The sequence below is a fragment of the Nocardia arthritidis NBRC 100137 genome, from assembly GCF_001612765.1.
Lineage (GTDB): Bacteria > Actinomycetota > Actinomycetes > Mycobacteriales > Mycobacteriaceae > Nocardia > Nocardia arthritidis.
In genome coordinates this window covers 72,053-89,345 of sequence record NZ_BDBB01000024.1, presented here as the reverse complement: position 1 = coordinate 89,345, position 17,293 = coordinate 72,053, and the positions used below count along the sequence as shown (strand labels likewise).

Annotated in this window: 18 protein-coding genes; 15 read left to right on the top strand and 3 right to left on the bottom strand. The window is 69.5% G+C overall.

Annotation, left to right across the window (positions count from 1 at the left end):
* Positions 1-66 precede the first annotated feature (66 nt).
* Both NA8_RS18705 and NA8_RS18700 read left to right on the top strand, forming a co-directional pair.
* Entirely contained in the window at positions 67-1,302 is a 1,236-nt protein-coding gene (locus tag NA8_RS18705; protein WP_063051651.1) for a sensor histidine kinase, read from the top strand.
* Positions 1,299-1,988, top strand: a complete 690-nt coding sequence (locus tag NA8_RS18700) for a winged helix-turn-helix domain-containing protein (RefSeq protein WP_043733312.1) — start codon at positions 1,299-1,301, stop codon at positions 1,986-1,988. Before NA8_RS18705 ends, NA8_RS18700 begins: the two co-directional genes overlap by 4 nt.
* 70 nt (positions 1,989-2,058) lie before the next feature.
* Here NA8_RS18700 and NA8_RS18695 read toward each other — a convergent pair whose 3' ends face one another.
* Together NA8_RS18695 and NA8_RS18690 are read right to left on the bottom strand one after the other, a co-directional pair.
* Positions 2,059-2,388, bottom strand: a complete 330-nt coding sequence (locus NA8_RS18695) for a hypothetical protein (protein WP_063051650.1) — start codon at positions 2,386-2,388, stop codon at positions 2,059-2,061.
* 109 nt (positions 2,389-2,497) lie between these two features.
* Complete coding sequence (locus NA8_RS18690; protein WP_063051649.1) at positions 2,498-3,370, bottom strand: DUF3109 family protein; 873 nt, start codon at positions 3,368-3,370, stop codon at positions 2,498-2,500.
* Positions 3,371-3,435: 65 nt separating this feature from the next.
* Here NA8_RS18690 and NA8_RS18685 point away from each other — a divergent pair, with 65 nt between their 5' ends.
* The 9 genes from NA8_RS18685 (at position 3,436) to NA8_RS18650 (ending at position 11,994) form a co-directional block, all read left to right on the top strand.
* On the top strand, positions 3,436-4,467 hold the full coding sequence (locus tag NA8_RS18685) for a Ppx/GppA family phosphatase (RefSeq protein ID WP_063051648.1): 1,032 nt from the start codon (positions 3,436-3,438) through the stop codon (positions 4,465-4,467).
* Positions 4,464-6,062, top strand: coding sequence for an Rv0497 family membrane protein (locus tag NA8_RS35190; RefSeq protein ID WP_063051647.1), 1,599 nt, complete (start codon positions 4,464-4,466; stop codon positions 6,060-6,062). The genes NA8_RS18685 and NA8_RS35190 overlap by 4 nt, the downstream gene beginning before the upstream one ends.
* Before the next feature lie 115 nt (positions 6,063-6,177).
* Positions 6,178-7,056 (top strand): sugar phosphate isomerase/epimerase family protein, encoded by an 879-nt coding sequence (locus NA8_RS18675; protein ID WP_063051707.1) that lies wholly within the window; start codon positions 6,178-6,180, stop codon positions 7,054-7,056.
* A gap of 136 nt (positions 7,057-7,192) precedes the next feature.
* Positions 7,193-8,080: a thioesterase family protein gene (locus NA8_RS18670; RefSeq protein ID WP_084466905.1), complete on the top strand. Its 888-nt coding sequence runs from the start codon at positions 7,193-7,195 to the stop codon at positions 8,078-8,080.
* Positions 8,081-8,112: 32 nt separating this feature from the next.
* Positions 8,113-8,931 carry a pyrroline-5-carboxylate reductase gene (gene proC / locus NA8_RS18665; protein ID WP_063051646.1) on the top strand — a complete coding sequence of 273 codons (819 nt, stop codon included), beginning with the start codon at positions 8,113-8,115 and terminating at the stop codon, positions 8,929-8,931.
* Between the two features lie 145 nt (positions 8,932-9,076).
* Positions 9,077-9,379, top strand: a complete 303-nt coding sequence (locus NA8_RS18660) for a helix-turn-helix domain-containing protein (RefSeq protein ID WP_371855955.1) — start codon at positions 9,077-9,079, stop codon at positions 9,377-9,379.
* Between the two features lie 226 nt (positions 9,380-9,605).
* Positions 9,606-9,707 (top strand): 30S ribosomal protein bS22, encoded by a 102-nt coding sequence (locus NA8_RS32945; RefSeq protein WP_003402602.1) that lies wholly within the window; start codon positions 9,606-9,608, stop codon positions 9,705-9,707.
* Between the two features lie 209 nt (positions 9,708-9,916).
* Complete coding sequence (locus tag NA8_RS18655; protein WP_063051705.1) at positions 9,917-10,990, top strand: NAD-dependent epimerase/dehydratase family protein; 1,074 nt, start codon at positions 9,917-9,919, stop codon at positions 10,988-10,990.
* Entirely contained in the window at positions 10,987-11,994 is a 1,008-nt protein-coding gene (locus NA8_RS18650) for a lysophospholipid acyltransferase family protein (RefSeq protein WP_063051645.1), read from the top strand. The genes NA8_RS18655 and NA8_RS18650 overlap by 4 nt, the downstream gene beginning before the upstream one ends.
* A gap of 172 nt (positions 11,995-12,166) precedes the next feature.
* Here the strand turns inward: NA8_RS18650 and NA8_RS18645 are convergent, their stop codons facing one another.
* On the bottom strand, positions 12,167-13,111 hold the full coding sequence (locus NA8_RS18645) for an HAD family hydrolase (RefSeq protein WP_063051704.1): 945 nt from the start codon (positions 13,109-13,111) through the stop codon (positions 12,167-12,169).
* A 222-nt stretch (positions 13,112-13,333) separates the two neighbouring features.
* Here NA8_RS18645 and NA8_RS18640 point away from each other — a divergent pair, with 222 nt between their 5' ends.
* From NA8_RS18640 to hemC, 4 genes are all read left to right on the top strand, one after another.
* Positions 13,334-13,594 carry a glutaredoxin family protein gene (locus tag NA8_RS18640; protein ID WP_063051644.1) on the top strand — a complete coding sequence of 87 codons (261 nt, stop codon included), beginning with the start codon at positions 13,334-13,336 and terminating at the stop codon, positions 13,592-13,594.
* Between the two features lie 239 nt (positions 13,595-13,833).
* Complete coding sequence (locus tag NA8_RS18635; RefSeq protein ID WP_063051643.1) at positions 13,834-14,679, top strand: redox-sensing transcriptional repressor Rex; 846 nt, start codon at positions 13,834-13,836, stop codon at positions 14,677-14,679.
* Between the two features lie 70 nt (positions 14,680-14,749).
* The gene (locus NA8_RS18630; protein ID WP_063051642.1) at positions 14,750-16,192 is read left to right on the top strand and encodes a glutamyl-tRNA reductase; all 1,443 of its coding nucleotides are present in this window, start codon (positions 14,750-14,752) and stop codon (positions 16,190-16,192) included.
* Positions 16,189-17,244: a hydroxymethylbilane synthase gene (gene hemC, locus NA8_RS18625; RefSeq protein WP_063051641.1), complete on the top strand. Its 1,056-nt coding sequence runs from the start codon at positions 16,189-16,191 to the stop codon at positions 17,242-17,244. The genes NA8_RS18630 and hemC overlap by 4 nt, the downstream gene beginning before the upstream one ends.
* Positions 17,245-17,293 lie beyond the last annotated feature (49 nt).

The following is a 17,293-nucleotide window of genomic DNA, read 5'->3' as shown; positions in this document are numbered from 1 at the left end:
TGTGACCTGCGCGAAACTTCACGTACCCGGCGGTGGCCTACTGGTCGGCGACCGTACGATTCAAGTGTGAGTGTTCCCCAGGCCGTGCTGCTGGCCATCTTGGCGGCTGTCGTCGGCCTGGCAGTCGGCGGGCTATTGATCCCGTATGTGAATGCCAGGCAGGCCGCGCGCAGGCAGGCCGACTCCGGTCTCACCATGTCCCAGGTCCTCGACCTGATCGTGCTCGCTTCCGAGAGCGGTATCGCGGTTGTCGACGAATACCGCGACGTCGTGCTGGTCAACCCGCGCGCGGAAGAACTCGGGCTGGTCCGCAATCGCCTGCTCGACGAGCGTGCCTGGGCTGCGGTGGAGAAGGTGCTGGCCACCGGCGAATCCGCCGAGTTCGACCTCACCGCGAAGAATCCGGTCCCGGGCCGCGGCCGCATCGCGGTACGCGGCGTCGCCAGGCAACTGTCGCGCGAGGAGACCACCTTCACCGTGCTGTTCGCCGACGACGATTCCGAACAGGCCCGCATGGAGGCCACCCGCCGCGACTTCGTCGCAAACGTCAGCCACGAACTCAAGACCCCGGTCGGCGCGATGAGCCTGCTGGCCGAGGCTCTCCTGGAATCCGCCGAGGACCCCGACGCCGTGCGACACTTCGGTCAGCGCGTGCTCGGTGAATCGCGCCGCCTCGGCAAGATGGTGACCGAGCTGATCGCCCTCTCCCGCCTGCAGGGCGCGGAGAAACTGCCCGAACTCGAGGTGGTGGACGTGGACACCGTGGTGACGCAGGCGGTCGATCGTTCCCGCACCGCCGCCGAAGCCGCCGGGATCACGGTCAGCACCGACCGCCCGAGCGGGCTCGAGGTGCTCGGCGACGAAACCCTGCTGGTCACCGCCCTGTCCAACCTGGTGGAGAACGCGATCGCCTACTCGCCGCCCGGTTCGCACGTGTCGGTGAGCCGCTCGCTGCGCGGCGATCACGTGGCGATGGCGGTCACCGACCGCGGCATCGGCATCGCCAAGGAGGACCAGGAGCGGGTGTTCGAGCGATTCTTCCGGTCCGACAAGGCGCGTTCGCGCCAGACGGGCGGCACCGGACTGGGCCTGGCTATCGTCAAACACGTGGCCGCCAACCACAACGGGGAAATCACCCTGTGGAGCAAGTTGGGCACCGGATCGACGTTCACCTTGCGCATACCCGCCCACCACGAAGCAGGCGCCGACGACGACCACGACGGCGCCGTGGTGAGCATGATGGAAACAAGCCCGCGTCCTACCGGACCGGGCCGACCGAATGGTGTGGAGGCACGCAGATGACGAGTGTTCTGATCGTCGAGGATGAGGAGTCGCTGGCCGATCCGCTCGCGTTCCTGCTGCGCAAGGAGGGTTTCGAGGTCACCGTGGTCGGTGACGGGCCGTCCGCGCTCGCCGAGTTCGACCGGTCCGGTGCGGACATCGTCCTGCTCGATCTCATGCTGCCCGGCATGAGCGGCACCGACGTGTGCAAGCAGTTGCGCACCCGCAGCGGCGTCCCGGTGATCATGGTCACCGCGCGCGACAGCGAGATCGACAAGGTGGTCGGCCTGGAGTTGGGCGCCGACGACTACGTCACCAAGCCGTATTCCGCACGCGAACTCATCGCGCGCATCCGCGCCGTGTTGCGCCGCGGCGCGGGCGACGAACTGGACGGCACCAACGAGAGCGGCGTGCTGGAAGCCGGTCCGGTCCGGATGGACGTCGACCGGCACACCGTGATGGTGAACGGCAAGCCGGTCACGTTGCCGCTCAAGGAATTCGATCTGCTCGAATACCTGCTGCGCAATTCCGGGCGGGTGCTCACCCGCGGTCAGCTGATCGACCGCGTGTGGGGCGCCGACTACGTCGGCGACACCAAGACTTTGGATGTGCACGTCAAGCGACTGCGCTCGAAGATCGAGGCGGACCCGGCCAAGCCGGAACACCTGGTCACCGTGCGCGGCCTCGGCTACAAACTGGAGGCATGACCGCCCGCGCGGCGCGGAACACGAACGGCCGAGAGCACCGCGGTGCTCTCGGCCGTCGCGTCGGCGGACATCAGGGGAAGTAGATCCAGGTGGTGCCGAGTGGGGTCTCGGTCTTCTGCAGGGTGATCCAGCCCAGATCGTCTTCCTGCATGCAGTCGTAGAGGTCCGCGGCGTTGGTGCCGCGGCAGGCGATGGTGTGCGAGGTGCCGTACGGGCTGGCGATCAGGAGCTTGCCCGCCGCCTTGGCGTTGACCGCCGCCGGATCGGTGGCCGCAACGAACTCCGTGGTGAAGTCGTAGAACTTGTGCGGGTCGCCATTCGGCTCCGCGTGGGCTACTCCGGTCAGCGAGAGGGCGGCGCCCAGGGCGATGGTCGCCGCGGTGAGAACTTTCTTGGACATAACGGCACATCAAACCCCATCCGAGTGAAGCTCGCATGGCGACGGGGTGAACCGAGCGCGGTATCGCACGGCGAACGGACGCCCTATCGGGCGCTCGGTTGGCAAACGATCAGGCGAACCGATCCGGGGAATCGGGCATCCGCTCGGCATGCACCGTCGCCGGATGGATGGCGATCAGGCCGAGGCCCTCGCGGCGCTTGCAATGCCGGGCCAGCTCCGCGTAGGCGGGCGCGCCGATCAGTTCGGTCAGCTCGGGGCCGTAGGACTGCCAGACCGGCTTGCTGCCGACGTGCGCGTCGGGGGAGCCGGAGCAGTACCAGTCCAGATCGGCGCCGCCGGGCCCCCATCCGCGGCGGTCGTACTCGGTGATCACAGTGCGCAGGATCTGCACGCCGTCGGGCCGGTCCACCCAGTCCTGGGTGCGGCGGATCGGCAGCTGCCAGCACACGTCCGGCTTCACCTCCAGCGGCTCCATGCCGCGCCGCAGCGCCATGGTGTGCAGTGCGCAGCCGACGCCCCCCGCGAAGCCAGGGCGATTCAGGAAGATGCAGGCACCCTCGAACCGGCGTGTGCGCAGCGCGGGCTCGTCGTCCAACTCGTCGAGTTCCAGGTAGCTGCCCTTGGTGATCTTGCCCTGCGCGTTGGTCGCCTCGCCCCGCAGCTGCCAGTCCTGGGGTGTGAGCATCTTCACAGCGCGACTCAGCCGTTTGCGGTCCTCCTCGTCGGAGAGGAACGCGCCGTGCGAGCAGCAGCCGTCATCCGGCCGGTCGGACAGGATGCCCTGACAGGCAGGGGTGCCGAACACACACGTCCACCTCGACAGCAGCCAGGTCAGATCGGCGACGATCAGATGCTCGTCGTTTGCCGGATCGACGAACTCGATCCACTCACGGGGAAAGTCGGGATCGACTTCGGGGGCCGGGTCGATCTTCCCCGCTGGTCGGGGCCGGGTCGGGCTGCTCGAGGATGCGCCTACCGTCACGAAATAGGACGCTAACAGTTCAGTCGCCTGGGTTGTAGTGCCGCGCCACCCAGTACCGTGTTCATGTGCGGCTTGGGGTACTCGATGTCGGAAGCAATACCGTTCACCTGCTCGTGGTGGACGCGCATCGTGGCGGTCACCCCATGCCGATGAGCTCGACGAAGGCCACCTTGCGGCTGGCGGAGAACATCGACGCCGCGGGTTGCATCACCGAGGCGGGCGCGCAGCGGCTGATCGACACCGTCGCCGAATTCGCCAGCATCGCCGAGACGTCCAAATGCGTCGAACTGATGCCGTTCGCCACCTCGGCGCTGCGCGAGGCGGCCAACTCCGAAGAGGTGCTCGGCCGCGTGCGGTCCGCGACGGGTGTCGACCTGCGGGTGCTGACCGGCGTCGACGAGGCGCGGCTGACCTTTCTCGCTGTGCGCCGGTGGTATGGCTGGAGCGCAGGGCGCATTCTCAATCTGGACATCGGCGGCGGCTCACTGGAGATGACCAACGGCGGCGACGAGGAACCCGACGTCGCGGTGTCCTTGCAGCTCGGCGCGGGCCGGTTGACCAGGGAATGGCTGCGCGAGGACCCGCCGGGCAAGCGGCGGGTGGCCGTGCTGCGCGACTGGCTCGACGCCGAGTTGGTGGTGCCCGCGAAGAAGCTGCTCGAGCCGGGCAAGCCCGATCTGGCCGTTGGCACATCGAAGACATTCCGGTCCCTGGCCCGGCTGACCGGAGCGGCGCCCTCGGCGGCGGGCCCGCGGGTGCGTCGTACACTCACGAGCTCGGGCCTGCGCCAACTGATTGCGTTCATCTCGCGAATGACGGCGGCGGACCGTGCAGAATTGGAAGGCGTAAGTTCCGATCGGTCACAGCAATTGGTGGCCGGCGCATTGGTCGCGGAGGCGAGTATGCGGGCACTTTCGCTGGATTCCTTGGAGATTTGTCCGTGGGCGCTGCGTGAAGGGCTCATCCTGCGCAAACTGGATACCGATATGAATGGTGGACCCGAAGCAACGTACTCAGCGGGCGCGGCGACCGGAGACGGTCGGCCGGCGTCCGGCGGCGCGCCCGCGCCGGGCTCGATCGGGACGGTGTCGTCATGAGTGAGGACTCCAAACAGCTGTCGGTCGCGGAACTGCTGGCACGAAACGGCCAGCAGAGCGGTGGCTCGTCCGGCGGTGGCAGGCGCCGCCGCAGTGGCCGGGGAATCTCCGTCGCCGAACTGACCGGCGACCTGCCGGTCATCCGGGAAGGCGGTGGTCACTCCGCGCACGCGGCGCCGGATGCCGGAGCGGAGGAGCCCGCCTACGCGTCGCCCTCGTTCGATCCGCCCCCGCCGGAGCCCGTGTCCTACGCGCCCGAGCCGCAGCCCGACCCGTCGTCGTATTCGCCGATGTCGGGCCCGATTTCGATGTACGACCCGCTGGCCGGCTACGCGCAGCCCGACCCGCCGCGAGCCGATCCGCCGCCCGGGCGATCCAGCCGGGTCATGCCCGGCCGGGACATGCCCTCCGCGCGGCACGGCACGTCCTACGACCCGCTGTCGCCGGATACCCCGGTGTCGGACCTGTTCTCGGCGGCCCCCGGTCCGTACGTGCCCGACCTGCCGGGCGGCGTGCCCGAGACGCCTCCGCGCTCGGGGCGCAGGCGCAGGCGCGAGGAACCGGAGGAGGAGGCCACCGAGGTCCGGTCCTGGCACGAGGTCCAGCCCGAGTCGTTCGGCCGGGACCCGCTGGCAGGGCGCGGGGCAGGCGAACCGGGCCGCAACGGTCACGCCGAGTTCGACGAGCCCGGCTTCGGCCGCTCACCTCTTCCCGAGCGCAACGGCGCCCGGGGCGGCCGCGCCGCGCGGCGCAGGGCGGCGGAGGCCGCGGAAGCGGCCGAGGATCTAAGCCCGTCCACCGCGGCCTGGTCACCCGCCACGGGTGGTTTCGCCCCGGAGTCCGAACCGCTGCCCCTCCCGCCGCCGCCCGATCCGCGTCCGAAGCCGGGCAGGCCCGTTCCGCTCGAGCCGCAGCCGGAGGCGCATCGACGACCAGCCCGCCGGGAGGGCGTCGGTGAGAACGGTCTACCGGCCTGGTCCGCCCGGCGGCACAAGCCGCAGGGCGATCCCCCGCCGGAATCCGGCGGCATTCCGACGGCCGCGTGGTCGCTGGCCAATCAGGACCAGCAGCTGCTCTCCGGCCAGACGGTCGCGGGCGACCTGCTGCGCGATGGCGTCGACCGGGCCGAGCGCGGCGCTGCGCGGCGCGGCGGTCGCGGTGGGCGCGGTGGGCGCGCCGCCGAGATGGCGGAAATGGACGGCGTCACCGACGTCTACGAGCCGATCGAGCTGGACGAGGACGACGATGACGACCTCGCCGACGAACCTCGCGCCGCCACCCGGGCAACCGCGCCGCGCCGGTCCAGGGCGGCCAAGAAGGCGGAGGACGACGAGAACCGGCGCCAGTGGATGATCCTCGGCGGCCAGAGCATCGGCGCCGCCGTCGCGGGCATGCTGCTGTTCAAAGGCTTCGAGCGCATGTGGGAGATGCTTCCGTGGGTGGCGCTGGCGTTGGCGATGATCGTGATTCTCGGCTTGGTGGCCCTCGTGCGGATTCTGCGCAGGACCGACGACATCCTCAGCACCGTGATCGCCGTGGTGGTGGGCATCTTCGTCACGCTGGGGCCCTTGGCATTTCTTCTCAGCACGAACTGAGCAGGGGGCAGTCGTGGCGAACATAGGACAGGCGAACGAGACCGGGGTGGGGGCGCGCACCGGCGCGGAACCCCCGGGAGAGGCCGGGGATCTGTCCCGGCCGAAGCCGATCCGGGTGGGGCTCTCGACCGCCTCGGTGTACCCGCAGAATACGGAGGCCGCGTTCCGGTACGCCGCCGAACTCGGTTACGACGGCGTCGAGCTGATGGTCTGGGCCGAGCCCGCCAGCCAGAGCATCGCCACCGTGCAGGCCTACTCACGCCGGTACGGTGTGCCGGTGCTGGCGGTGCACGCGCCCTGCCTGTTGATCTCGCAGCGGGTGTGGGGTTCGGATCCCGTGGCGAAACTCGAGCGCAGTGTGCGTACCGCCGAGTCGCTCGGCGCGAGCACGGTGGTCGTGCACCCGCCGTTCCGTTGGCAGCGCCGCTATGCCGCCGGGTTCGCCGCGCAGGTGGCCGAGCTGGAAGACAACAGCCCGGTGGTCGTCGCGGTGGAGAATATGTTCCCGATGCGGGCGGACACGCTGTTCGGCCGGCGCGAGGGCGCGGTGAGACGGCTGGAGCGGCGCGGCGGCCCCGGTCCGGCGCTCACCGCCTTCAGCCCCTCCTACGACCCGACCGACACCGGCTTCCGCCACTACACGCTGGATCTGTCGCACACCGCCACCGCCGGCACCGACCCCTTGGCCTTGGCTGCCCGCATGGGCCTTGGTCTGGCCCATCTGCATCTGGCCGACGGCCGGGGCGCCGCGCACGACGAACATCTCGTTCCCGGCGAGGGCACCCAACCGTGCGTGGAGGTGTGCGCGAGCCTGGTCCGCACCGGTTTCACCGGTCAGGTCGTCGCCGAGATCAACACGCAGAACGCGCGCACCACCAAGGAGCGAGCCGACATGCTGCATCGCACGCTGGCCTTCGCGCGCAAGCATCTGGTCGTGGCCGCCGCGCCAACGGCCGCCGGCGCGAGCCGGAGGTCGCCCGAACCGCCGATGTGACGCTCGTCGCTACTCCGGTATGCGGCGATACGATCCTGTCCCGGGTGCGTTGTACGCTGTACGAACCCCTCGGAGACCGTCCGGCTGCGCAGCCGCGAATGCCGCCATCGGGGGGCGACGGAGGACAGGAGTGAGGATGACGACGGAGCTCACGGCCGATTTCGGCCCGGCGGCCACGACCGACGCACCGTTCAGCCGGGTGTGCGCGCTGCAAGAGGCGCCGCCCACCACCCCGGGAACCGGTCGCTATCTGGGCATCATCGACGACATCTGGACCATCGGCCCGAAGGTGCACGGCGGGACGATGGTCGCGGCGAGCGCGGCAGCGGCGACGAATTGGCTGCGTGCGTCCGATCCCGCGCTGGTCGGCATGGCGCCGATCGCCGCAAGTTCCGATTTCCTCGGCGCCCCGGACCCCGGCGAGGTCGAATACGAGGTGCGGGTCCGCAAGATCGGTCGACAGATCTGCCTGGCCGACACCGACCTCGTCCAGGACGGTCGCGTCCTGGTGCGCACGGCGCTGACGTTCAGCCGCCTCGACGACGCGGACCCGATCTACGCGCCGGAGCATTCCGGCATGCCCGCGCAACCGCCCGCCGACGCCGCCGGCTACGAGCCCGGTTCCCCGATGGGCGACATCGTGCACGTCGGCCGCGGCGCCGAGATCCACCTCGACCGCGAGTGGGCCCGCTTCCTGGAAGGCGCGAAGGGCGAACCGCGGCTGCGGATGTGGATGCGCCCGCGACCGGGTGACGAACAGGACCCCGATGTCGCGATGTACTTCGCCATGATGAGCGCCGACATGAGTCCGCCGGTGCCGATGAATCTCGGTCACTTCGGCTGGGCCCCGACCGTGCAAATGACCACCTACCTGCGTCGCAGGCCCGCGCCGGGCTGGCTGCGGATCATCGCCACCACCCACGAGGTGGGCGGTCGCATGTTCGACGAGGATCAGCTGGTGCTCGACTCGACCGGCGCGGTCGTCGCGCAGAGTCGTCAACTGGCGCTCGTTCCCCAGCGCTGAGCCCCGGCGCGCGCCGTCTAGCCTTGAGCCCCATGACGAGAATTGCGGTGATCGGTGGCGGGCGCATCGGGGAGGCGTTGGTCGCCGGGTTGCTGGAGTCCGGGCGGCTGACCAAGGACCTGGTCGTCGTGGAGACCCACCGGGAGCGGGCCCATCAGCTCGCCGACCGCTTCGGGACCCGGGTCACCGACGACTTGGCCGATGCCGCCATCGGCGCGGATCTGCTGGTGATCGCGGTGAAACCGGGCGATGTGGACGCCGTGCTCGCGCCGCTGGGCAAGGCGGAGATCGGCAGCGACCGCGACCAGGTCCTGGTCTCGCTGGCCGCCGGCGTGCCGACCGCGCGGCTGGAGGGCAAGATGCCCGCCGGATTCCCGGTGGTGCGCGTGATGCCGAATACGCCGATGCTGGTGGGGCAGGGGATGAGCGTCATCGCGCCGGGTCGCTACGCGCGCGAGCAGCATCTGGAGCTGGTCGCCGAGATCCTCGGCGCGGTCGGCAAAGTGGTCACCGTGGCGGAGAGCCAGATGGACGCCGTCACCGCCGTGTCCGGATCGGGGCCCGCCTATTTCTTCCTGGTCGTGGAGGCCATGGTCGACGCGGGCGTCGGGCTGGGGCTGACCAGGGATGTGGCCACCCAGCTCGTCGTGCAGACCATGGTCGGCTCGGCCGCCCTGCTGGACGGCTCCGGCCAGACCGCCGCGGAATTGCGCGCCGCGGTCACCTCACCTGCGGGCACCACCGCCGCGGCGATCCGCGAGCTGGAGCGCGGAGGACTACGCTCGGCATTCATAGAAGCGCTCTTCGCGGCCAAGCAAAGGTCGGTCGAACAAGGCGCGTCTGCGGAGTGACCGGTCTGTATGAAATCGGAAAACCCGATTTCTCACTCCCGTCGCAGTAACACCACTGGTCCCGCTAAGCTTCAAGGAGCACGTGCGTGTCTGTTCCGCCGGTGGGGAAGCCGGTGGCGCGGACGTGCCGGAGGTCAATGGTGCAATGATGTCTGCGAACAAGATGTCTGCGAATTCCGGAGCGTCCGGCGGCTCCGGTCCCGCGGGCGGTCGGGGGAATTCCCGTACACAGCGTGAGGCCGCGACGCAGGGGCAATCCGTGCTCGGCGGCGGCACCCAGTTTCTCACCGTCGCCGAAGTGGCGAGTCTGATGCGGGTGTCCAAGATGACGGTCTACCGGCTGGTGCACTCGGGCGAGTTGCCCGCCGTGCGCGTCGGCCGATCGTTCCGGGTGCACGCCAAGGCGGTACACGACTATCTGGAAACGTCCTATTTCGACGCCGGATGAGGCGGTTTCGAGACCGGCGGTGCGTGCCGGTACGATAGACCCTCGGTTCGTGTTCGCCCGCCGGTGGCATCGCTGTTCGTTGCCTCGTGGTATCCGGCGGCGCGAACACGGGGCGTGAGCTTGCCCAGCGACCCCGGCCCGTCGGCCGGGGCCAGGGCGGACGGACGTCCGGCAATCGCGCACGGGCAGCGTGCGCGCCGAGTAGAGAGAACGCGAGGACAACCCTATGGGTTCTGTGATCAAGAAGCGCCGCAAGCGCATGTCGAAGAAGAAGCACCGCAAGCTGCTTCGCCGCACGCGTGTCCAGCGGCGCAAACTCGGCAAGTAGGCATCGCTGCGTGTTAGCTGCGAGGGGCCCGTCACCAATAGGTGACGGGCCCTTTTGTTTGAAATTTGAAATTTTGGAATCGCCATTTGTATCACGTGACTGAAGTCATCGTTAGATCCTGGTTAATACTCTCGGTGAGCGGGTAGGCAGCCGCTACGCTGGGCACTGGGAATAATCACAAGGGCGGGCTGGCAAGGGAAAGGGTGCCGGTGGGTTCTGAGGGTCGGGAAGGACACGCGCCGAAGGTAGTGCTGGTCACTGGAGCCAGCCGCTTCTTCGGCGGCACGGTCGTCGCCCGCCTCGCCCAGGATCCCGGGATCGAGCGCATTCTCGCCGTCGACACGATGACGCCCGGCCGAGAGTTGCAGCGGCGCATGGGCCGCGCCGAATTCGTGCGAGCGGACATCCGAAACCCGTTGATCCGTAAGGTGATCGATGGTGGTGAGGTCGACACCGTGGTGCACACCGCCCTGCTGACCCGCCCGCCCGCGGGCGGCGGTCGCGCGGTGATGAAGGATCACAACGTCCTCGGCGCGATGCAGCTGTTCGCGGTGTGCCAGAAGGTGGCTTCGGTGCGCCGGGTGGTGCTGCGCTCCTCGTCGGCGGTGTACGGGTGCAGCGCGAAGGATCCTGCGAAATTCACCGAGGAAATGAGCGCCCGCACGCCACCGCGCGGCGGATTCGCGCGCGACATGATCGATATAGAGGGTTATGTTCGCGGGCTCGCCCGGCGGCGTCCCGATATCGCCACGTCAATTTTGCGATTCGCACCGATCGTGGGCCCGCGGCTGGCTGCCCGCGGTGTGCAATATCTGCGTTCGCCGGTGACTCCGACCGTATTCGGCCGGGACGCCAGGATGCAGCTGCTGCACGAGGAGGACGCGGTGGCCGCGCTGACCCACGCGGCACGGCGTACGGTCAGTGGTACGTATAACATCGCGGGTGACGGCGCGCTGTCGCTGTCACAGGCGGTCCGGCGGGCGGGCCGGATCGAGTTGCCCGTTCCCTTCACGATGTTCCGCACCGCGGGCCGCTTCCTTATGGGCCCGGTGATGCGGGAGTTCTCCGCCGAACAGCTCGACTATTTCCACTTCGGCTGTGGCCTGGACACCACGCGCATGCGCACCGAACTCGAGTTCGAGCCGCGCTGGACGACGGTGCAGGCGTTCGACGATTTCATCGGGGGCGCAGCGTTGCGGCCCGTAGTCGATCCAGCGTGGATCGACGCCGCAGAACACAAACTGCTCGGCCTGCTCGGGGCCGGTACGGGAGCACACCAATGAATGACGTAGCGAAAGTCATCCAACTCCACGATCTTCAGATCGAGACGCGCCAGCGTCCGGCGCCACGCCGCCTGGCCGCTTCGAGTCCGGTGACCTCGCTGGTCGAGCGGCGCGCGGCGGTGACGCCAGCCGCGCCGCAGTCGCTGTCCGGGATGCTGCGCGGCGCGCTCGGCAAGCAGATCTCCAAGACCGCGGACTTCGCGCGCCGCAGGCTCACCGGCGACTACCAGGTCGACGAATTCGGTTTCGACGAGCACCTGCTCGAGTCGGTCATCCTGCCCGCGCTGCGCCCCCTGTCGGACCTGTGGTTCCGGGTAGAGGTCAGCGGAATCGACAACCTGCCGGAGGCGGGTGGCGCGCTGATCGTGGCCAACCACGCGGGCACCGTGCCACTGGACGGCCTGATGCTGCAGCTGGCCGTGCACGACCGGCACCCCAAGCAGCGCGCGCTGCGCTTGCTGGCGGCCGACCTGATCTTCGAAACGCCGGTGCTCGGTGTGCTGGCGCGCCGGGCGGGCCACACCCTGGCCTGCCGGGAGGATGCCGAACGACTGCTGCGCTCCGGCGAGCTGACCGGCGTGTTCCCGGAAGGATTCAAGGGCGTCGGCAAGCAGTACACCGATCGCTACAAGCTGCAACGCTTCGGCCGGGGAGGCTTCGTCGCCGCGGCGGTGCGCACCGGCACGCCGATCATCCCGTGCTCGATCGTCGGCTCCGAGGAGATCTACCCGAAGCTGGCCGATCTCAAGCCGCTGGCCCGGTTGCTCGGCCTCCCCTACTTCCCGGTGACGCCGCTGTTCCCGCACCTGGGCCCGCTCGGCGCGGTACCGCTGCCGTCCAAGTGGTACATCGAATTCGGCACCCCCGTCCCGACCACGCCCTACGAGCCGGAGGCCGCCGACGACCCGATGACCATGTTCGAAGTCACCGACCAGGTACGCGAGACCATCCAGCAGACGCTCTACAAGCTGCTCACCAAGCGCCGCAACGTGTTCACGGGCTGAATCGTTTGCCGCTGTGTTGGTGTGCCAGCGCCTGCGGCGCTGGGTCGCGAACGGCGCATGCGCTCATTCGTTCGGCTCCACCACTGACCGCGTCGGTCAGCTGCCGACGGCCGCGCGGGTACGGCTTGTCGAATCGGATGGACGGTTCGGTGTTCCGCTGGGGGTGTGCTGGTCAGTGACCATCGCGGTGGCGTGTGACCGCCGCGGCTACCGCGCCGCCTGCGGCACCGAGGGCGAGGGCGGTGGGCACGCCGATCTTCGCGGCCTTGCGGCCGGTGCGGAAGTCGCGGATCTCCCAACCGCGGTTCTTGGCGACTTCGCGGAGGTCTGAGTCGGGGTTGATCGCCACGGCGGTGCCGACCAGCGAGAGCATCGGCACGTCGTTGTGGCTGTCGGAATACGCGGTGCAGCGCTTGAGGTTCAGGCCCTCGCGGATCGCCAGGGTGCGCACCGCGTGCGCTTTGCCCAGGCCGTGCAGGATGTCGCCGACCAGTCGCCCCGTGAACGTCCCGTCCACGCTCTCGGCCACGGTACCCAGCGCCCCGGTGAGCCCGAGCCGCTTGGCGATCACCTGCGCCAGCTCCACCGGGGTCGCGGTCACCAGCCACACCTGCTGGCCCGCGTCCAGATGCATCTGCGCGAGCGCGCGAGTGCCGGGCCAGATCTTGTCGGCGATGATCTCGTCGTAGATCTCCTCGCCCAGCGCGGCCAGTTCAGCGGTCGAGCGCCCGGCGATGAACGCCAGCGCCTTCTCCTTGCCACTGGCCATATCGGTGCTGTTCTCCTTGCCGGTGACCCGGAACTTCACCTGTTTCCAGGCGACGTCCACCAGATCGGAGGTCTTGAAGTACTTGCGCGCCGCCAGACCACGGGCGAAATGCACGATGGAGGCGCCCTGCACCATGGTGTTGTCGACGTCGAAGAACGCCGCCGCGGTCAGGTCGCGCGGCGCCTCGAGGCCGGCTTCCGCCTCGCCCGCGGCGAGTTCCGCGTCGTGCAGGGTCAGCGCCGCGTCGGCGCTCGCCTCACCGGCCAGATTGGCCCGCAATTCCTCTTCACTCGGGCCGAAGGGGCTGCGCGAGATGCGGGCGAGCTGGTCTTGCAGACCCTGGCCCATCTGGCTCAGGTTCCACCGCGCCGGAAACTCACCGAATCGTCCCGCGATGAATCCGGCCCTCGCCACCTTCGATCGTTCCGGCACCAGTACCTCCGCCCGTCGCGCGAACCATGTCAACAGTAGCCGGATCATGCGACAGTCACGGCAGAAGGCGGCGCGCGACACATTCGCGTGGCGCGCACCGAGCCCCCGCGGTGTTCGGCCCCGGATTAAATTTCGGTCATGACCAATCCCACACATTCGGTGACATTGCTGACCCGCGCGGGGTGCGGGCTGTGTGCGATCGCACTGCGACAGTTGCGCGCGATCTGCGCCGAATTCGGCATCGAACCGGGGACCGTCGACGTCGACGAAGCCGCCGCTACCGACCCTGGCCTGCGCGCGGAGTACGGCGACCGGCTTCCCGTCGTTCTGCTCGACGGTCGCGAACACAGCTATTTCGATGTCGACGAGACCCGATTGCGGGCGGACCTGAAGCGCTGAGTACGCCGTTTTCCGTCCGATTCGGCCGCTGTGCTGGTCGCGGCGGAAAATGAGGCCAATTTCACCGACTTTGTGCAGGGCTTCACAAGCAGTTACGGTGGTGGCACGCGACCCGCATGCCGAGGCTGCGGAGCCGCCCCGAAATCCGAAACTTCGACACCATGGCACCGGACCGTCCCCGGGTCAGCGGGGTCGAGCGACGAACCGGAGCCCGAGGCCCGGGACGAGGAGCCGACGACGTGACAGAGCAGCATGAGGCGCCAGGTGGCGTCTCCGGCAGGGCTCTGCAGAAGGACATCCCGCAGGCCACCGTCGCGCGGCTGGCTACCTACCTCCGGGTCCTCGCCATGTTGGCCGACGACGGTGTTGCCATCGTATCTAGTGAGGAACTGGCTGTCGCGGCGGGTGTCAATTCGGCCAAATTGCGCAAGGATCTGTCCTTTCTCGGCCCCAACGGAGTTCGCGGCGTCGGCTACGACGTGGCCAAGCTCCGCGCCCGGATCGAGGACGTCCTCGGCCTGTCCCAGGGCCACCGTGTCGTGCTGGTCGGCGCGGGGAACCTGGGCCGCGCCCTGGTCGGCTACGGCGGGTTCCGGCGGCGCGGGTTCACGGTGGTCGGCATTTTCGACAGCGACCCTGGAGTGATCGGCATACCGGTCGCCGGCCTGGTGGTGCGTGACGTCACCGAGCTGGCCGCAGCGGTCGCCGATCTGTCGCCGACCATCGCGGTCATCACCGTGCCCGACGATGCCGCCCAGGACGTGTGCGACCGGCTCGTCGCGTCCGGACTGCAGTCGATTCTGAGCTTCGCCCCCTGCGAGCTGGTCGCACCGGCGACGGTCGAGGTCCGTCGCGTCGACCTGGCCGTCGAGATGCAGATGCTCTCGTTCGAACGGGTGCGCAACGCCGAGCAGCCCCCGCTGCCGGAGGTCGCGCACGCCGGGTCGGGGCGCATCGCGCACCGTCTGCCGACGCCGCACGCGGCGCCCGCGCACCCGGCGCTCCAGCACTCGGCAACCCCGCATACGGCAACCTCGCATACGGCAACGGAGCCAAGCAGCAAGGGATCGGTGGTCACACCATGAGTGAGCGCAGCGAGCGAATCATGCAGCACAGCACGGCGGTGGGTCCCGCCCGTGCCGGGACGGTGGCGGCATGAGCGTTCTCCTCGTCGGCATCTCGCACCGCAGCGCGCCGGTCCCGGTCCTGGAGAAGGTGGCCGTCACCGATGCCGACCGGCCGAAACTGATCGACCGCCTGATCTCCTCCAGCCACGTGTCCGAGGCGATGATCGTCTCCACCTGCAACCGGGTGGAGGTCTACGCGGTGGTCGACGCCTTCCACGGCGGTCTCGCCGAGATCGGCGACCTGCTGACCAAGCACTCCAGCCTGCCGATGCCCGATCTGACCAAGCACGCCTACGTCCGTTACTCCGAGGCCGCCGCCGAGCATCTGTTCGCCGTGGCCAGCGGACTGGACTCGATGGTGGTCGGCGAGCAGCAGGTGCTCAGCCAGATCCGCGGCGCCTACGCCTCCGCCGACGCGCAGCAGGCGGTCGGACGGACCCTGCACGAGCTGGCGCAGCACGCGCTGCGGGTCGGCAAGCGGGTGCACGCCGAAACCGGCATCGATCGCGCGGGCGCGTCGGTGGTGTCGGTGGCGCTCGATCGCGCGCAGCAGGTACTCGGCCCGCTGGCCGACCGGACCGCCGCGGTGGTCGGCGCGGGCGCCATGGGCGGTCTTGCGGTCGCGCATCTCTCGCGCGCCGGGATCGGCCGGATCATCGTGGTGAACCGCACGCTCGCGCGGGCGCGCAGACTCGCGGAGACCGCGCGAACACACGGCGTCGAGGCCGAGGCCATGGAGCTGTCGCGGCTCACCGAAGCGATGGCCGCGACCGACGTGGTGGTCACCTGCACCGGTGCGGTCGGCACGGTCGTGACGCTCGCCGACACCCACCGCGCGCTCACCGAGCGCGAGCGCGGCGAGGAATTCGCCACCGTGGATCGGCCGTTGGTGTTCTGCGATCTCGGCTTGCCGCGCGATGTCGAGCACGCCGTGGCCGGACTGCCCGGCGTCACGCTCATCGATATCGAGACATTGCAGCGCGATCCGGCGGCGGGCGCCGCCGCCGACGACACCGCGGCCGCGCGGTCGATCGTGGCCGACGAACTGGCCAAATACCTTGCGGGCCAGCGGATGGCCGAGGTCACCCCGACGGTGGCGGCGCTGCGCCAGCGCGCCGCGGAGGTGGTCGAGGCCGAGCTCCTCCGGCTGGATTCGCGGTTGCCCGGCCTGGCCGACCCGGAACGCGACGAGGTCGCGCGCACGGTGCGCCGGGTGGTCGACAAGCTGCTGCACGCGCCGACGGTGCGGGTCAAGCAGCTCGCGTCCACGCCGGGCGGTGACAGCTACGCCGAAGCGCTGCGCGAATTGTTCGAACTCAAACCAGGTGCGGCCCAAGCGGTCGCCGCGCCGATGGAGATCACCGCGCTCGCCGGAGATCATGCGGAGATCACAGCGGCCGACGCGGAGATCGCGCTGGCCGACGACTTCACCGCAGGCCATCGCGGCGAGGAACAGGGGCAGACGGCATGACCATGGTGCACCGAGAAGACAAGGCGACCGCGGAGGGCACCCGTACCCCGTGGCGGATCGGCACCCGGGGGAGCCTGCTCGCGCTCACCCAGGCGGGCACGGTGCGCGACGCGCTGATCGCGGCCGGGCAGCCGGCCGAGCTGGTCGTCATCAAGACCGCAGGCGACCTGTCGTCGGACCCGGTGCAGAAGATCGGCGTCGGCGTGTTCACCTCCGCGCTCCGCGACGAGCTGGCGGCGGGCGCGATCGACATCGCTGTGCACTCCTACAAGGATCTGCCCACCGCGCAGGACCCGCGCTTCACCATCGCCGCGATCCCGCCCAGGGAGGACCCGCGCGACGCGCTGGTCGCGCGCGACGGGCTGGTGCTCGGCGAGCTGCCCGCCGGCGCCAAGGTCGGCACCTCCGCCCCGCGCCGCGCCGCGCAACTGCGGGCGCTCGGGCTCGGCCTGGATGTCGTCCCGCTGCGCGGCAACCTGGACACCCGCCTGCGCAAGGTCAGCGAGGGCGAGCTGGACGCCGTGGTGGTGGCCAGAGCCGGACTGGCCCGCATCGACCGGCTGGACGCGGTCACCGAGGCTTTGGAACCGGTGCAGATGCTGTCGGCGCCCGCTCAGGGCGCGCTCGCGGTGGAATGCCGCAGCGACCACGGCGCGCTGGTGGAGATTTTGTCCGGACTGGACGACGCGGCCACCCGCGCGTCGGTCGTCGCGGAGCGGTCGCTGCTGGCCGAACTGGAGGCGGGTTGCACCGCGCCGATCGGCGCACTCGCCGAAGTGGTCGAATCGCTCGACGACGACGGGCGGATCGTGGACGAGCTGTCGCTGCGCGCCTGCGCGGCGGCCGTCGACGGATCCGACGTGCTGCGGGCCTCGGTGGTCGGCGCCCCGGCTGATGCGGAAGAGCTCGGCCGCGCGCTTGCCCGCGAGTTGCTCGATATGGGTGCGCGCGAGTTGCTCGCCGCCGAACCGGACCACGGTTCCCCCACCCGGGCGGTGAGTTCGCCCGCCACAGACTTGCCCAACCCCAGCCCAATGGAGAACAGCCGATGAGCGGAAGCACAGGCACCGTGCCCTCGGGTATGCCGGAGCCGAGCGCAAG

What these genes read in the sequence shown, in the direction of transcription:
- NA8_RS18700 (WP_043733312.1), top strand. Translation starts at nt 1,299, where the DNA reads ATGACGAGTGTTCTGATCGTCGAGGATGAGGAGTCGCTGGCCGATCCG.
- NA8_RS18695 (WP_063051650.1), bottom strand. Translation starts at nt 2,388, where the DNA reads ATGTCCAAGAAAGTTCTCACCGCGGCGACCATCGCCCTGGGCGCCGCC.
- NA8_RS35190 (WP_063051647.1), top strand. Translation starts at nt 4,464, where the DNA reads ATGAGTGAGGACTCCAAACAGCTGTCGGTCGCGGAACTGCTGGCACGA.
- NA8_RS18670 (WP_084466905.1), top strand. Translation starts at nt 7,193, where the DNA reads ATGACGACGGAGCTCACGGCCGATTTCGGCCCGGCGGCCACGACCGAC.
- proC (WP_063051646.1), top strand. Translation starts at nt 8,113, where the DNA reads ATGACGAGAATTGCGGTGATCGGTGGCGGGCGCATCGGGGAGGCGTTG.
- NA8_RS18660 (WP_371855955.1), top strand. Translation starts at nt 9,077, where the DNA reads ATGATGTCTGCGAACAAGATGTCTGCGAATTCCGGAGCGTCCGGCGGC.
- NA8_RS32945 (WP_003402602.1), top strand. Translation starts at nt 9,606, where the DNA reads ATGGGTTCTGTGATCAAGAAGCGCCGCAAGCGCATGTCGAAGAAGAAG.
- NA8_RS18650 (WP_063051645.1), top strand. Translation starts at nt 10,987, where the DNA reads ATGAATGACGTAGCGAAAGTCATCCAACTCCACGATCTTCAGATCGAG.
- NA8_RS18645 (WP_063051704.1), bottom strand. Translation starts at nt 13,111, where the DNA reads ATGGGCCAGGGTCTGCAAGACCAGCTCGCCCGCATCTCGCGCAGCCCC.
- NA8_RS18640 (WP_063051644.1), top strand. Translation starts at nt 13,334, where the DNA reads ATGACCAATCCCACACATTCGGTGACATTGCTGACCCGCGCGGGGTGC.
- NA8_RS18630 (WP_063051642.1), top strand. Translation starts at nt 14,750, where the DNA reads ATGAGCGTTCTCCTCGTCGGCATCTCGCACCGCAGCGCGCCGGTCCCG.
- hemC (WP_063051641.1), top strand. Translation starts at nt 16,189, where the DNA reads ATGACCATGGTGCACCGAGAAGACAAGGCGACCGCGGAGGGCACCCGT.